Origin of the sequence: Lentibacillus sp. (genome assembly GCF_035301925.1) — a bacterium.
Classification (GTDB): Bacteria; Bacillota; Bacilli; order Bacillales; family Amphibacillaceae; genus Lentibacillus.
Genome location: NZ_DATGTI010000161.1, coordinates 1 through 14,436 on the forward strand (window position 1 = coordinate 1; position 14,436 = coordinate 14,436).

Annotated in this window: 17 protein-coding genes and 2 pseudogenes; 11 read left to right on the top strand and 8 right to left on the bottom strand. The window is 44.4% G+C overall.

Annotated elements, in window-relative coordinates:
* From VK080_RS16080 to VK080_RS13380, 6 genes and pseudogenes are all read right to left on the bottom strand, one after another.
* A pseudogene (locus tag VK080_RS16080) lies at positions 1–623 on the bottom strand (dicarboxylate/amino acid:cation symporter); the annotation flags it as partial.
* Entirely contained in the window at positions 617–1,003 is a 387-nt protein-coding gene (locus VK080_RS16085; protein ID WP_414672255.1) for a cation:dicarboxylate symporter family transporter, read from the bottom strand. The gene VK080_RS16085 and the pseudogene VK080_RS16080, both read right to left, overlap by 7 nt.
* A gap of 164 nt (positions 1,004–1,167) precedes the next feature.
* Entirely contained in the window at positions 1,168–1,989 is an 822-nt protein-coding gene (locus VK080_RS13365; protein ID WP_324225267.1) for a CAP domain-containing protein, read from the bottom strand.
* Between the two features lie 41 nt (positions 1,990–2,030).
* Positions 2,031–2,210: an H-type small acid-soluble spore protein gene (locus VK080_RS13370; RefSeq protein WP_324225268.1), complete on the bottom strand. Its 180-nt coding sequence runs from the start codon at positions 2,208–2,210 to the stop codon at positions 2,031–2,033.
* Between the two features lie 164 nt (positions 2,211–2,374).
* Positions 2,375–2,560, bottom strand: a complete 186-nt coding sequence (locus VK080_RS13375) for an H-type small acid-soluble spore protein (protein ID WP_324225269.1) — start codon at positions 2,558–2,560, stop codon at positions 2,375–2,377.
* Positions 2,561–2,974: 414 nt separating this feature from the next.
* Positions 2,975–3,547: a DUF4256 domain-containing protein gene (locus VK080_RS13380; RefSeq protein WP_324225270.1), complete on the bottom strand. Its 573-nt coding sequence runs from the start codon at positions 3,545–3,547 to the stop codon at positions 2,975–2,977.
* A 449-nt stretch (positions 3,548–3,996) separates the two neighbouring features.
* Between VK080_RS13380 and VK080_RS13385 the strand changes: the two genes are divergently transcribed.
* Entirely contained in the window at positions 3,997–5,658 is a 1,662-nt protein-coding gene (locus tag VK080_RS13385; protein ID WP_324225271.1) for an FAD-binding dehydrogenase, read from the top strand.
* A 1-nt stretch (position 5,659) separates the two neighbouring features.
* Here VK080_RS13385 and VK080_RS13390 read toward each other — a convergent pair whose 3' ends face one another.
* Positions 5,660–5,797, bottom strand: a complete 138-nt coding sequence (locus VK080_RS13390) for a hypothetical protein (protein ID WP_324225272.1) — start codon at positions 5,795–5,797, stop codon at positions 5,660–5,662.
* Between the two features lie 210 nt (positions 5,798–6,007).
* Here VK080_RS13390 and VK080_RS13395 point away from each other — a divergent pair, with 210 nt between their 5' ends.
* The 8 genes from VK080_RS13395 (at position 6,008) to VK080_RS13430 (ending at position 10,694) form a co-directional block, all read left to right on the top strand.
* The gene (locus VK080_RS13395; RefSeq protein WP_324225273.1) at positions 6,008–6,238 is read left to right on the top strand and encodes a hypothetical protein; all 231 of its coding nucleotides are present in this window, start codon (positions 6,008–6,010) and stop codon (positions 6,236–6,238) included.
* A gap of 73 nt (positions 6,239–6,311) precedes the next feature.
* A complete protein-coding gene (locus VK080_RS13400) occupies positions 6,312–6,446 on the top strand; it encodes a hypothetical protein (protein WP_324225274.1) in 135 nt (44 codons plus the stop codon).
* A gap of 107 nt (positions 6,447–6,553) precedes the next feature.
* Positions 6,554–7,084: an HAD family hydrolase gene (locus tag VK080_RS13405; RefSeq protein WP_324225275.1), complete on the top strand. Its 531-nt coding sequence runs from the start codon at positions 6,554–6,556 to the stop codon at positions 7,082–7,084.
* Positions 7,085–7,158: 74 nt separating this feature from the next.
* The gene (locus VK080_RS13410; protein ID WP_324225276.1) at positions 7,159–7,908 is read left to right on the top strand and encodes a hypothetical protein; all 750 of its coding nucleotides are present in this window, start codon (positions 7,159–7,161) and stop codon (positions 7,906–7,908) included.
* A 173-nt stretch (positions 7,909–8,081) separates the two neighbouring features.
* Positions 8,082–8,291 carry a hexameric tyrosine-coordinated heme protein gene (locus VK080_RS13415; protein ID WP_324225277.1) on the top strand — a complete coding sequence of 70 codons (210 nt, stop codon included), beginning with the start codon at positions 8,082–8,084 and terminating at the stop codon, positions 8,289–8,291.
* 189 nt (positions 8,292–8,480) lie between these two features.
* Positions 8,481–8,684, top strand: a complete 204-nt coding sequence (locus tag VK080_RS13420; RefSeq protein WP_324225278.1) for a CDGSH iron-sulfur domain-containing protein — start codon at positions 8,481–8,483, stop codon at positions 8,682–8,684.
* A gap of 251 nt (positions 8,685–8,935) precedes the next feature.
* Positions 8,936–9,586: an SDR family oxidoreductase gene (locus VK080_RS13425; protein WP_324225279.1), complete on the top strand. Its 651-nt coding sequence runs from the start codon at positions 8,936–8,938 to the stop codon at positions 9,584–9,586.
* Positions 9,587–9,758: 172 nt separating this feature from the next.
* Complete coding sequence (locus VK080_RS13430; protein ID WP_324225280.1) at positions 9,759–10,694, top strand: nucleoside hydrolase; 936 nt, start codon at positions 9,759–9,761, stop codon at positions 10,692–10,694.
* A gap of 455 nt (positions 10,695–11,149) precedes the next feature.
* Here VK080_RS13430 and VK080_RS13435 read toward each other — a convergent pair.
* A pseudogene (locus VK080_RS13435) lies at positions 11,150–12,189 on the bottom strand (C45 family autoproteolytic acyltransferase/hydolase).
* A 146-nt stretch (positions 12,190–12,335) separates the two neighbouring features.
* On the opposite strand from VK080_RS13435, the gene VK080_RS13440 reads away from it, so the two are divergent.
* Positions 12,336–13,004 carry a response regulator transcription factor gene (locus VK080_RS13440; RefSeq protein ID WP_324225281.1) on the top strand — a complete coding sequence of 223 codons (669 nt, stop codon included), beginning with the start codon at positions 12,336–12,338 and terminating at the stop codon, positions 13,002–13,004.
* On the top strand, positions 13,001–14,365 hold the full coding sequence (locus tag VK080_RS13445; protein WP_324225282.1) for a HAMP domain-containing sensor histidine kinase: 1,365 nt from the start codon (positions 13,001–13,003) through the stop codon (positions 14,363–14,365). Before VK080_RS13440 ends, VK080_RS13445 begins: the two co-directional genes overlap by 4 nt.
* Positions 14,366–14,436 lie beyond the last annotated feature (71 nt).

Here is a 14,436-nt window from a genome sequence, read left to right on the forward strand (position 1 = left end):
ATCAGGACGACTTGCAGAATCTCCGCAAAGCTTAGCGGATCACCAATCACGTTTGCGGCAAAGACAGCTGAGACCGCAATGCGGATAGCAGCGCCGTCCATATTGACCGTTGCACCAAGCGGCAGGCTGAAACCATAAAGACTTTTTGACAAGTTCAATTCTCTGGCGGCATTGAGCGTGAGCGGCAGTGTCCCGGAACTGCTCTGTGTCACAAATGCTGTAATCATCGGTGTACGCCCATGCCTGAAAAATGCTTTGATATCAATTTTGAAAAGGACCATGAACAAGACATAAATCAAAAGATGAACGATGATGGCAATTTAAAAGACACCCACCATGTTTCCCAATTCGACTAATGTATCAGCGCCCTGGTTTCCGACCACTTCTGCGATAATGGCAAAAATACCAACAGGAACGTACTGAATGACAGCTTTCATGATGCTCAGGGTGGCTTCATTCAACCCGTCAACGACTTTATATAACGATTCGCCCAGTTCTTGATTTTTCTCGGATGACCGGAGTACTGAAATCGCAATCCCGAATGCAATTGCTGTAAAAATGATTCCCAGCAGGTTCAGTTCACTGAATGCTGTGATAATATTATCCGGGACAATGCTTAGTATGACACTGACGACACCGGGGTTTCCGGTACTTCAAAAGATTCATTTGTATCCAGTGTCATGCCAGTTCCGGGATCAAAAATGCTTGTGACAGTAATCCCTACGATAATGGCAAAGGCTGACGACAATATGTAGTAGACAAAAACTTTTCCGCCCATGCGGCCAAGGTTGCCGAGTTTTGTCTGGTTAACTCCGACAATCAGCGTGAACAAGATCAGTGGAACAATCAAAAATTGCAAAAGGCGCAGCAGCAAATCTCCAAACGGTGCCAGGACAGTTGTATCTTCACCGAAAAGCAGCCCGACAAGAATACCCACAATAAGTGCGACGGTAATTTTTGAAATTAAGGATGCGTCAATATACCCTCTCCAAATTCGCTTCATTCATAAACCTCCCCCGGTTCTTATAACCCTTATTCCGATACTATTAATAGGAATTCATGTTTAAACATTATATTCACTTATCTGAACTGTCAAAAGTATTGTTTGGTGTGCGCAAATCCTCAAATTGACAAAGCCATGCCTCTCACGAACATGGCTTTGTCGAATTATTTCTCAATGAACATTTGCGTCCAATAGTTTCCATCGCTTGCATAGCCGGCACCAATATGGGTGAATGATTCATCCAGTATGTTTTTCCTATGCTCTTCCTTTTCCATCCAGGCATCGACAACCTGTTGTGGGGACCGCTGTCCTCTCGCAATATTTTCACCGGCTGCCGCAAATGAGACATCAAATGCTTTCATCATATTGAACGGTGACCCGTATGTTGGGCTTGTATGTGAAAAATAATTCTTTTCCTGCATGTCTTCTGATTTACTGCGAGCGACACTGCTCAACAGTTTGCTGTCTTTCAAGGCAGATAACCCTTGTCGGATTCTTTCCTCATTTGTTAAGGCAATCACTTTGGAGGCATACTCATGCATACCACGCTGTGACTTATTTTGGTCTGTTTTGTTACCCGGTTGCTTTGTCCGATTTTGTTGTGCCCGGTCAAGGTTTTCTCGTTGGTTTTGCTCCAGTTGCAATCTATCCTGTTTCTGTACATTCCGCTCTTGCACTTGTTTGTCCTGATCTCTGCCCGGGTCACGGGCGTTCCCGCTGAGCGTCCTTCCGTTTTGCATATTGTCGTTCATATGATTGTTTCGATTCCGGTTACTTTTTCCCATGTCAAGGTTGTTGTCATTTCCTTCGATAAATCCGATTTTTTGGGTACCGGGACCGGCCTCATCACTCGATGAATCTGTTCGTATGGCAGAGATTGGAAGCTGATTATCGTCTATATCTGTGTGGGATTGATGGGTATTTTCATCGTTATGGCATCCCACCAACCCGATAAAAAGCATTAGGGATAATGTACACTTTTTCATATGAATTCCCTTTCGTTAATTTTTCAAGTTGGAAGAGCTTGTCACAGCTTTTCATTCAGTTTTTCCAGCTGTGCATCAAACTCATTTTCCGGGTCGTTGATTGCGAAAACACGTGCTGTCTGCGCATCATTCACATGCTGAATATATACCTGGTTTCCGTTATAGGTAACATACTTCATATCCGGTGATTGGGCGATTTCTTTGGCCCGCTGTCTGTTCAATTAAGCCACCCCCTTTGAATGGAATCCATCTATCCATCATTTGGTTGATATATCTGATATTTGGTTAATAAAATCCGAATCCGGTTGATATAACGCAAATTTAGTTGATATAACTCAACTTCGACTGCAATTCTGAATCTGCCTGATTTTACTTATATTTAAAGTCATGGACCTTCCTCATATAAGCCATTCAAATCGACTTCCTGCTCGTGATGCATCTCATCAAGCGGGAAAACAACAGCTGTTTCATTTTCGTCATTTATTTCCTTCAGATAAACAGGAAAACCGTGGTATTTCACGTTTATCATAGTAATGGCATCAATGATTTCCTGTGCACGGTCACGATCCATAGCTATCTCCTTTCTGATTTTTCTCAGTCATATTTTTTGTTCGGCTAAATGGAATAATACGAGGCGGAAATATCCATTTTTTCTGGTTGTGTCCGATATTCATTTGGAGTAGAATTTGATTCAGACTGTAAAAAGTGCGGTTAGTTCAAGGGGTATACATCGTGAGAAGGAGGTCCGGCTTTTACTTTCTTTTAACAGCAAACAGCCGCATTCCTCCGTTGAAAAATGCGGCTGTTTCATAAATGAATTGCTTCCTTTTGATTCGAATCCAAATGCGCAATCAAGCTTGGTGACAATAAATGATGTTTCTCCATCCTTTTATTTTACAAGCGCGCCTGATAGGTAAAGAAAGACATTAGAGCCTTTCCCTAGGTGATCCGTTCTCAAATTCAAATTCAGCTGTCTGTGCAACATTCAGACCCTTAGCGAGCCACGAAACCCTCTGGCCCCATAGTAAGATGACGCACTGTTGTGATACACAAAGACGTGCCCGTAGCGAAAATCACAAAACAGGGCACCACCGAGTTCTCTAATATCAGAGGGTGTTTGCACCCAACTTGACGTTTTCATATCGACATTTTCAAGTTTCTGTAACGCGCGATATTGTTCTTCCGTTAAAAGTTCAATGCCCATAGCACCTGCCATATCAATCGCATTATTTTCTGGTTTATGTTTTTTCCTTGACTCCAGTCCTTCACGATCGTAACAAACACTTCTGCGACCTTTAGGACTTTCCGCTGAACAATCATAAAAAATGTATTCGTCCTCACTTTTATCATGACCAACAACATCCGGTTCGCCGCCGGTTCTTTCCATTTCATTGAGCGACCACAGTTTTTCAATATTAGTCTCCAGCTTTGCCTGGACGTCAGCCCATTCAATCCCTTCATGGCGGTGCATGTTTTTCTCAAAACGGGTTTTCAATGCTCTGAGTAATTCTTCACCTTGTTCAAGTGACAACTCCTTTTTATTGGTATCCTTTGTCATATTAGTTCCTCCCATATTTTTTTTACACATAATTGGTTTAAGTATATATAAATATTTGTTTTATAATAAATCAATAAAAATAAAATGTGTAAATTCAGTTTTCAATGCATTACATGGTTCAGTAAACATTCTTCCAAATCTGATTCGATTGCGGAGTATATTTATTGTCATCGACCTTGGGAACACAATGCTGGTCAGTCTTTCATCAATTTAAACGCCATATATCGCCACTATCAGCTGCTGTACTGTGGTAAATTCCAAGTGCTTCTCAATATTTTACAGTATCATAATTAAGCGTTGCAATGGGCCCACCAGCACGCTCCTCTTTGTATAAAATGATAGCATTTTTTATGATATAATGGTAATTGAAAATTTATAATATTTTGGATGGATTATGAACGCATTCAATTTGAAAATGTTTTTCAACTTTGTGGGGAAAGGGAGATAACATGGCAGATCATGATGTCATCGTAATTGGTGCAGGGCTGTCGGGCCTGGTCGCAACAAACGAGCTGGCGGACGCGGGGAAAAAAGTGTTGCTTGTGGATCAGGAACCTGAATCGTCGTCACTTGGCGGCCAGGCATGGTGGTCATTTGGCGGTCTGTTTCTGGTTGATTCACCGGAACAGCGTATGATGGGGATCAAAGATTCTAAAGAATTGGCATGGCAGGATTGGTTAGGAACGGCAGCATTTGACCGGGAAAATGATGAAGATTACTGGGGCCGGAAATGGGCAGAAGCGTACGTTGACTTTGCGGCTGGGGAAAAACGGGACTGGCTCCGTCAAATGGGCATTAAAATTTTCCCGGTGGTCGGCTGGGCCGAACGCGGCGGCTACGATGCAGAAGGCCACGGCAACTCGGTGCCGCGTTTTCATATCACGTGGGGGACAGGCCCCGGTCTTGTAAAACCTTTTGAACAAAGTGTGCGGGAACATATGAAAAATGGAGTGGTTGAATATTTACCGCGGCACCGTGTTGACGGGTTATTGATGGAGAGTGGCGCGGTTGCTGGTGTGCAGGGGTCGGTCCTTGAACCAAGTTCCGTGGAACGCGGGGAAGCGAGTTCCAGAGAAGTTGTCAGTACATTTGAATATCATGCACAGGCTGTAATGGTAACCAGCGGTGGGATTGGTGCCAATTTTGACTTGATCCGTAAAAATTGGCCGAGCTGGCTGGGAACACCGCCTGAAGACATGATTTCCGGTGTACCTGCACATGTTGACGGCCGGATGCTTGCCATTACCGAACAAGCCGGCGGACGGATTGTCAACCGTGACCGGATGTGGCACTACACGGAAGGCATCAAAAATTGGCATCCGGTTTGGCCGAAGCACGGGATACGCATCCTGCCCGGGCCGTCTTCACTTTGGTTTGACGCAGAAGGCAATCGACTGCCGGCACCCAATTTCCCCGGTTTTGATACGCTTGGAACACTTGAGACGATCCAAAAAACGGGCTACAGTTATTCATGGTTTATCCTGACACAGCGTATTATTGAGCGGGAATTTGCACTGTCAGGCTCGGAGCAAAATCCCGATTTGACCGAACAGAATATCAAAAAGCTGTTAAGCCGTATTTTGCCCGGTGCCCCGGATCCGGTTGAAGCGTTTAAGCAATATGGCGAGGACTTTGTGATCGCTGACAACATAGAAAACCTTGTTGTGGGCATGAACAAGCTTACAGGTAATAAGCGGCTTGATATCGACCATGTTAAACAACAGGTACAGTCCCGAGATCGGGAAATCGATAATAAATTTACAAAAGATCTGCAAATTACCGCAATAAACGGGGCGCGTAATTATCTTGGTGACAAATTGATCCGGGCCGCAGCACCACATAAAATGCTTGATCGCAAAAACGGTCCGCTGATTGCGGTCCGGCTGCACATCCTGAGCCGGAAAACATTGGGCGGCCTGCAGACTGATTTGTCCGGCAGGGTGCTGAATGCACAAGGTGATGCAATCCCCGGTCTCTATGCTGCCGGGGAAGTATCCGGATTTGGCGGAGGCGGCGTGCACGGCTATCGGGCATTGGAAGGCACGTTTCTGGGCGGTTGTCTGTTTTCGGGAAGGCAGGCAGGCCGTGCGCTGGCAAACGCATTGCAGTAAGTTACACCGAGTAAGCGATGGCAAGTGCAATTGGATAAGGTTGGTCAAACTTTTGGCAAACGCGGTAATGCCGGCAGCCATCATGATCAATACAAAAAAGAATGAATGAAAAGATATGATGCCAATCCAATGCTTCCATCGAATGGGCCTTCCTTAATTCTTACATACACTTATTTTTACCAAAACGCCAATAGAATGCGGCCCCGGGGTTTTCTGATTATTGTTTAATGGCTGATCTCTAAAATTAAGAAAAGAGCATTAACTGGAGGGGGTGTAACCTATCGATTTTCTGCATTACTTGTCACCTGTTATCGTCATCCTTTTTACTATTTTTTGGGTAAGATATGTTATGGGTTACAGAAATGGCACCATCACAATGGAACTGGATGACTGGTATACACATTTTCCGACGTATATGAAAGCGGTCCAGAAGGAATTGGAGAGACAAGGGCGGGATGTGACATATCAGGGAGACGGTGAATTCCTTATCGACGGTAAACGATACATTTTAATTGAACGCCACACAACAATGAGCGGTATACCGATGCAGCGTACAATACTGGAGCCGGAAAAAGATTGACTACTACCATGCATAAAAATAGCCTCTGTTTCAAAAAATGAAGACAACCTTTTTGGAAAGGGGATCAGATGACGTGGCAGAAAAAAACAACCAATTCAAGGAAAATAAAAACCATGGGGAGCATCGGAACGGCCGCAAAAGCCAATATAAAAACAGCAGTACCCATGGTGGGCAATTGAATGAGTATGTCAGTAAAAAAGATGATTAATATTCAGGAATGGCTGCAGTAACTGTTCAATCTCCAGGAAGATGGGAATCCATGAATAGGCGGTGTGATATGACGTCACACTGCTTTTTTTAATAAGGAGTGATGGGATGAACAAAGGAATGTTTCTGGACCGTGACGGGGTGATCAACGAGGTGCTCAGTCATCGGGTCAAATTTGTCAACAAACCTGGTGACTTTTACTTATTGGACGGTGTTGGGGAAGCGGTTAAAGTCTTTAATGATATGGAGTTTTACGTTTTTATTGTGACCAATCAGGGCGGCATCGGGCTTGGTTACATGCGGGAAGAGAATCTGAAAGCCATACATAAGAAAATGGAAGCTGACTTGGCGGAATATGGCGCTCTCATTGACGATATCATCTACTGCCCGCATAAACCGCATGGAAACTGCCCTTGCCGCAAGCCAAATCCAAAAATGATTCTGGATCTAGCTGACAAGTACGCGATTGACTTAACCGCAAGCTATATGGCCGGTGACAGGGAACCGGATATTGAAGCTGGTAAACAAGCTGGTACGAAAACCGTCCTGCTTGGTGAAAAGGATAAAGCAGCTGCCGATGCAGATTTGTCTTTCCCTGATCTATTGGCATTTGCCGATTGGCTGAAAAAGCATCATTAATTTTTTCATGGATTTATCTTTTCGGGGAATACTAAGTCTTGTCGCAAAAATCGCTACGAAAGGATGAACCTGTCATGAAAAACTACATTACCCTGATGACACTCGCCGCCCTGATGCTTTTTATGAGTGTACCGTCTGTATCTGCTTTTTACAAAGGGTTTGCTGAAGATTTGCATCAAAAGGAAGCAGCGCATGAGGACCATAAAGAGACTTACCAACGGATTTTTCTGGAGCTCGAGGCAAAGGAATTTGATGTTCAAATAGAAGGCAAGGATAGCGAGCAATTGGCTAAAGAGGTTGCTGAGGCAAAAATCAGGCTGGCTGCACAGGAAAAGGGAATTGAATCTGAGGGAGAAGACGTCAAAGAGCTTGCCAAAGAAGTTCACCATGCCGAAGTAAAGGAAAAAGCCGATGAATTGGGTATCAAACAGGAAGGGAAGGATCCTCATCTCCTTGCTGAAGAAGTTTATGAGGCCATATTGAAACAAAAAGCTGATGAACTTGGCATCAATCAAAAAGGAAAGAAGATGGATGATCTGAAGAAGGCTGTTATCGAAACGTCAGTCAAAAATGAAGCGGAATCGTTAGATATTGATACTGAGGGGAAAGATTTCCGGGAACTGAAAAAAGCTATTCACGAAAAGAAAACGATTCAGACTGCCAAGGCTTTAGGGATAGGAACAGAAAAGAAGGATGATGAGAAACTTTTCGATGAGATTATGACAAAGCACGCAGAGGAAGCAAAAGAACAGCACCTGTACCCGTTTGAAAATAGAAAAGATACGTTCTTTCATGGTTTTCACATGGAGCAAAGACAGGATTGATTTTTTCAACCGCAGACGAGCGTAGATGACCAGACCGCCAACTTTTGATGAGATACCTTCCTTTATTCTTTTGAATGAAAATTTATATTTTAAAAAAGAAGGGGGGGAGATTCGTGGCGGATTGGCTCACAAGTTTGCAGACTGATACACCTCAGGAGGGCTTTTAATGGGCGTTGACACTGGCAAGGAAAGGTCTTGGATATACACAACCTTCTGCTGAGGTCCGGGACAGGCTGCGGCCAGAATATGCTGGAAACGCGGACAGCCTGACAATGGCTTCACATGTTGTTGCCGTCCATTTTCAGACGGTTGCAGCAGCGAACATTATTGGAAGTAGAGATATAAGGGAAAAGTTAAGAAACAAGGCCAAATCAGATTTTTGATTTGGTCTTTTTCTTGGCAGGATAGGAAAAGATACAACTTTTAAGTTTTTGAAGCTGTACATATCTGGAGCACTGAAATTTGCCGATCTAAAGTCATTTGGTGGTTTAAATATTTGCCGAAAAGAAGGATTTAACAGTTCGAATGTTGAATGTACCAATTAGAAGTATCTGTGTGAGGAGGAAATGGTAATGAGTGACAAAGTGCAAATCAAGGTAAACGATAATGGTCCATATTTGGTGAAGGGCGATGTGGAAATGGTGGATGCAGAAGGGAATGTATTTAAAACGCGAAAGGCTTTTTCCATTTGCCGTTGCGGTCATTCGTCCAACAAGCCGTTTTGCGACGGAAGCCACCGGAAAATCGGCTTTGAAAGCGAGCCGCGCGTTGAATAATGCCGATGCCCCCTATACTGTGTGGCAGTATAGAGGGGTTTTTTAAATGTCCTTTTGCCGAATCATTTAAAAGCAAAACAACTGCTTGATTCATTTATGCGTTCATACGATCATCAATCTTTCAGGATAGATTGTATTGTAACAATTGATGGATGGATTATCCTTACGCAAAACAGTATAGTTGTCATAATACCGTCATTTTGGAATAATATGAGTATGTGAATTAATCCTAAACATAAGGAGTGGACCGCATGAAAGTTTTGGTGGTAGGTGCAAATGGTCAAATTGGACAACACATTGTGAAACAATTGAAAAACAGTGATGAACATACAGTACGGGCGATGGTCCGGAAAGAAGAACAAGCAGAAGAGCTGAAGAAAAAAGGTATTGATGCTGTCATTGCGAATCTGGAAGGGAGCAAAAAATCACTGGTGAAAGCGGCAAAAGGCTGTGATGCGGTCATTTTTACAGCAGGATCCGGCGGCAGTACAGGTGCTGATAAAACATTACTCGTTGATTTGGATGGGGCCGTTAAAACAATCGAAGCAGCTGAAGAAGCCGGTGCTGATCGTTTTGTCATCGTGAGCGCGCTGCAGGCCAACAACCGCGGGAATTGGTCCGAAAAAATCAGGCACTATTACGCTGCTAAGCACTATGCGGATAGAATGCTTGAGGCAAGTAATCTGAATTACACGATTGTGCGGCCGGGCGGACTGTTGAATGAAGCCGGAACAGGCAAGGTGCAGATAGCTGAAAACCTGGATGAGCGCGGATCGGTGCCACGTGAAGATGTAGCCAGTACGGTTGTAGCCTCCCTGTCCGAGGAATGTACGTATAAACGTGCATTTGACCTGGTCTCTGGTGACACATTTATTGCGGACGCCCTGAAAAGCCTGTCATAAAATAATGACGCCAAGAGCCAAGGCGCTTTTGGTGTTTTTCTGTTTAAGAGGTTGTTCAAAAAGTCCGGTAAAACTGACACATCGAGGTAGAGGACTTTCGACTAAATTTCGCTTTATCCTCCTTTTTGAACACGTACTTTAATGTTTTACATATTAATGGAGGCGAAGACAGATGGAAAAGAAAATTATCATCGATTGTGATCCCGGGCATGATGATGCGATGGCGATTATTCTGGCAGCATCCGCTGTGAGCGATTTGCAGATTGAGGCTATCACGACCGTTGCCGGTAATGTTGGTGTGGAAAAAAACACCAAAAATGCACTTCGGGTATGTGAACTGGCTGGATTGGATGATGTTCCGGTGGCGATGGGAGCTGACCGCCCGCTCATCCGTGAGTTTTTGGAAGCATCCCACGTTCACGGCAAAAGCGGTCTGGACGGAACGGATTTATCGGAACAGCCGTTCAAGGAGCCGGTTAATCAGTATGCAGTCGACATGCTGATTGAGAAACTGATGGCATCTGATGGGAACATCACGCTTGTGCCGATTGGCCCGCTGACAAATATCGCCTTGGCCATTCGGAAGGAACCGCGTATCATTCCGAAAATCAATGAAATCGCCTTGATGGGTGGTGGTACATACGGTAACCGGACTCCAGCGGCGGAGTTCAATATTTATGCCGATGCGGAAGCGGCTAAAATCGTATTTGAAAGTGGAGCTCCCATTACGATGTTCGGTTTGGATGTAACCCTTCAGGTATTGGCAACACCTGATAAGCTGGATGAACTGAAAGCGATTGATAACCCTGTTGCCACAACAGTTGCTGATATGATCACGTTTTACGCAGGTGCCTACCAAGGCCAATTTGCCGGTGCTGCACTCCATGACCCTTGTACCATCGCTTACCTGATTGACCCGTCCATCTTTGAATTGGACCATGTGCGGGTGGACGTGGAAACGAAAGGGGATTTCACATACGGCATGACCGTTGTTGACCGAAACGGCGTAACAGGCAGAGAGCCGAATGTCAATTTTGCCTATCACCTCAATCCGGATAAATTTTGGCAGCTGTTTATGGATGCGCTGAGGTCGTATTCCAAGTCATGATCAAGGTGTGAAAATATCGTAGGACACGGGCGTTAGCAGTTCCGGCTCGAGTGAAGACGATATAACGCAAGCAAATTCGAGCGAGCACAGCCAAGATTCAAACGAGATCACACTAAAATTGCACCATCGCGCGACAGCTGTATCAAATCGCGGCGCTTCAATTTTAAATCGCGCAATTGATGACCAGAATCGCGTGACGTCCTATTCATTTCGTGCAACAACAGTGCTTAATCCCGCGACGATACCAGCAAATCGCACGATAACAGCGTCTATCCAAGCGAGCATAGCCAAAACTCAGGCGAGAACAACGTCATTCAAAAATGTCATTTTTTGGTGGCTACCAAAATTCTCCTTTTAGTTATAATCGTATTCAAACATGAAAAAGTGGCATGAATTCAAAAATTTTCTTGAATCACGCCACTTTTTTAAGATAAGTTTCGATTCTAGTTATAGAACTAGTCCATATTTCCCAATCTGATATCTGTATCAAGCTCACCGTGGATCTGTTCTGTTTCGATATCGGCACCCTTCAACCACTCAGAAAAGTCAAATACAACTGGTTCCTGATTACCGCCAAGGGCAAACCATGCTTTTAGTTCTTTTGGAAAATATGCGGCGGTATGAATTGTGCCGGCCCAGCTTTTGTATAGATCGGAGAAGACATCTTTATCTTTATCATTCAGAAGTCGGAAAGCATCATGAGCATTGATGGACTGCTCCGCTTCTTTCTCAATGATTGCCATTCGCCGCTTGGAATCATCCAAATGATGGCGGTTTTCATGCTGCAAAAGTTCAAAATGATTGGTGCACGTATTGGATGGCCGTGCTTCGACTGCACGCGGTGATGCCTCAATCACATATGTTTTTTCATTCTGGTCCAGCACGACATAACTGAACGATCCGCGATGGGGAAGCTCTTTCAGAAGCTGAATCGCATCATCAAGGGTGGCGCACGTTTCCAAAATCATTCGCCCAATCATTGGGCAAATAAATCCGTTACCAGGTTTACGCCGCTGCATAAAGTTATAGCCCATGGCAAGCCCTTTTTCATTCATGCCGTCCATCCGTCCGGTGACCCGTGATGACGGCCCGGCGATGGCATAGCCCTGATCACTGGGCTGAAAAAAGCTGTAGCGGCCGTCATAGGTGAGCGGATGATAATCATAATTGCGCACCATAAAATCCGCCCCTGTCAAAATGGAGCAGCCATTGGTTTCATATTCACGCGGTAATGGCCGAAATCACGCAGTACGTCATGCATTGGCATCTCCAACGCATCACGCAACCCCAGCAGTTCATCCCAGATACCGGGGGCAAACCGCATAAAAGCATTTTTAGCTTCCTGTTCAACAATTTTGAAACGCGGCTTCCTGATGCGCCAGTTATCCTGACGATTTCTTAGCACGGCTGAATCCTTGAGCGAAAGCCCTTGCGTATAGCCGAAATCATAATGGCTGCCGCGGAATTGGGTGATATCGGTATGTATTTTTGTCATCGTGATCATCCTTTGGTAACTATATTACCTTTATTTTACGCCAGCCTGTCAGAAAATGAAAATCAAGATGATTCAGAGATATTGAAAACTTTTTATCTTAACTTAAAATAATGGATAGAACGATTCGTTTGGAAAGAAGGTTCATCATGGCCCGGATATTATACATTGAAGATGAAACAGATATTGGTGAGTGGGTAAAGCAGCGTCTGATGGAACAAGATCATGACGTTACGTGGCTAACAACCGGTGAAAAAGCGGAACAATATATTCGTGAAGTGGACATCGTTATTTTGGATGTGATGCTGCCGGGACTTGACGGGTTCTCACTCGGAAAGCGGATTAAAAAAGAAAAACCGGATATGCCGATTCTGATGCTGTCTGCCCGAACGGCGGTAGAGGATAAGTTGGAGGGGTTAGGTTTTGCGGATGATTATGTCACAAAGCCGTTTCATCCGGATGAGCTTGCTGCACGTGTTGATGTTCTACTAAGGCGATATGATAAACAGGATGAACTTCTGCAATTGCAGCACTTGGCAGTCAATACACAGGATCTGTACATCATCAATCAGGAAACGGGTGAAGAAATCCAATTGACCGGCAAGCAGTATCATATATTCCGTTATTTCCTGCGTCATTTAAATCAGATTTTAACGAAAGAACAGCTGTATGAAGGTGTATGGGGCGAACAATACATTGAAGGTGACAAGACATTAATGGTTCATATTCGTCACTTAAGAGAAAAACTTGAAAAAGATCCGGCCCGTCCAACGATTATTGAGACGATTCGCGGTATTGGATACAGGGTGAGAAAATGAAGCTTTTCAGATTTTTTAAATCACTGCAAGCGAAATATTTGCTGATTATCTTCACCGCGATTTTCGTCATGCAAATCAGCCTCATTATATCAGCCTTAATTCTGACTAATACGAATGTTGATGATTTGGAACGGGATTATGCCGGGGTTGAAGATAAATGGCATCAAGACGCCGGGGATATGCAGACGGTTTCAAGGGAAACGGTCATGGCCCACTTCCGGGAATGGAAACAAGCCTATCCGGATGCCGGCATGTTTTGGGTGAATGGTGATGGCCGGCTGTCAGCAGAACTTGATAGCGCGGTGGATTTGCCGACGGAATGGGATGCTGCATATACAGCACAGTTCATCAAAGATCGGTATAACGGTAATCCATATACAGTTGTCGCTTTTCTCGGTCAGGAAGAAAATCAAGGCTTTATCGTTTTGGAAATGCCCCGGGTTGTCATGGATAACGCTACCAGTGACAGGACTTGGGTATATTCGGTCACATTCCTTGTTCTAATTTTTTTGTTTATGATCGTATCACTCATATTTTTTAGGCAGATCCGGAAGCGGCTTCTGAATCTGCAGAAGGCGATGGCTGTCCGGGACGTTGACAATTTGCCGGTATTGATTGATGTGAAAAAGGATGATGAAATAGGCCAGCTTGAAACAGCATTCAACACCATGGTTAATGAACTGCGTGAAAGCAGGGAGCGTGAACAGGAAGAAGAACAGCTGAGACGTGAGCTGATTGCCAATCTGTCACATGACTTGCGCACGCCATTAACCAAAATGCGGGCACAGATGGATGCTATTTCCAAGGAAGGTCTGTCTGATGGCGGGCAGCAGGCTGTCGAGCGCTTGGAAGGATCCATTGACAGTATAGATCGACTGATTGAAAACCTGATGTCATACACTTTATTAACGGCAAGCAAATTGAAATATCAGCCTGAAGAAACTGATGTGATTCGTCATGTTCGGACTTCCCTTGCGTCATGGTATCCGCTGTTTGAGCAGGAAAACTTTGAAATTGATGTTCAGCTGGAACCATTTGAAAACAATGACTGGCTGATCGATCCGCTTTGGATGGACAGGGTTTTTGATAATCTGCTGCAAAATGTCATTCGTTATGCTAAAGATGGCCGGTATATCGGCGTGACAACCGAGACAACCGGTGACTATGACGCTATTGTTATCAGCGACCATGGCCCCGGTATGGATCATGAAGAATCTGAAAAAGGCGCCGGCATCGGATTGTCAATTGTTGACATGATGGTACGGCAAATGGGACTGGATTGGGATGTGGAATCGGATGAAGACGGGATGACTGTAAGGATTAAAAAGCATAAGGGGCAGAATAATGAGGCAGGGGATTGACTTTAACGGGTTAGGTTTGTGGACTTTTTATCGCAGGTTTGCATCGAATACGACATTTTGGTTGATTTTCG

Bases quoted from the DNA above. Each gene is read 5' to 3' on its own strand.
- VK080_RS13420 (WP_324225278.1), top strand. From the start codon at position 8,481: ATGAGTGACAAAGTGCAAATCAAGGTAAACGATAATGGTCCATATTTG.
- VK080_RS16085 (WP_414672255.1), bottom strand. From the start codon at position 1,003: ATGAAGCGAATTTGGAGAGGGTATATTGACGCATCCTTAATTTCAAAA.
- VK080_RS13430 (WP_324225280.1), top strand. From the start codon at position 9,759: ATGGAAAAGAAAATTATCATCGATTGTGATCCCGGGCATGATGATGCG.
- VK080_RS13375 (WP_324225269.1), bottom strand. From the start codon at position 2,560: ATGGATCGTGACCGTGCACAGGAAATCATTGATGCCATTACTATGATA.
- VK080_RS13385 (WP_324225271.1), top strand. From the start codon at position 3,997: ATGGCAGATCATGATGTCATCGTAATTGGTGCAGGGCTGTCGGGCCTG.
- VK080_RS13410 (WP_324225276.1), top strand. From the start codon at position 7,159: ATGAAAAACTACATTACCCTGATGACACTCGCCGCCCTGATGCTTTTT.
- VK080_RS13425 (WP_324225279.1), top strand. From the start codon at position 8,936: ATGAAAGTTTTGGTGGTAGGTGCAAATGGTCAAATTGGACAACACATT.
- VK080_RS13405 (WP_324225275.1), top strand. From the start codon at position 6,554: ATGAACAAAGGAATGTTTCTGGACCGTGACGGGGTGATCAACGAGGTG.
- VK080_RS13445 (WP_324225282.1), top strand. From the start codon at position 13,001: ATGAAGCTTTTCAGATTTTTTAAATCACTGCAAGCGAAATATTTGCTG.
- VK080_RS13440 (WP_324225281.1), top strand. From the start codon at position 12,336: ATGGCCCGGATATTATACATTGAAGATGAAACAGATATTGGTGAGTGG.
- VK080_RS13365 (WP_324225267.1), bottom strand. From the start codon at position 1,989: ATGAAAAAGTGTACATTATCCCTAATGCTTTTTATCGGGTTGGTGGGA.
- VK080_RS13390 (WP_324225272.1), bottom strand. From the start codon at position 5,797: ATGGAAGCATTGGATTGGCATCATATCTTTTCATTCATTCTTTTTTGT.
- VK080_RS13380 (WP_324225270.1), bottom strand. From the start codon at position 3,547: ATGACAAAGGATACCAATAAAAAGGAGTTGTCACTTGAACAAGGTGAA.
- VK080_RS13395 (WP_324225273.1), top strand. From the start codon at position 6,008: ATGGGTTACAGAAATGGCACCATCACAATGGAACTGGATGACTGGTAT.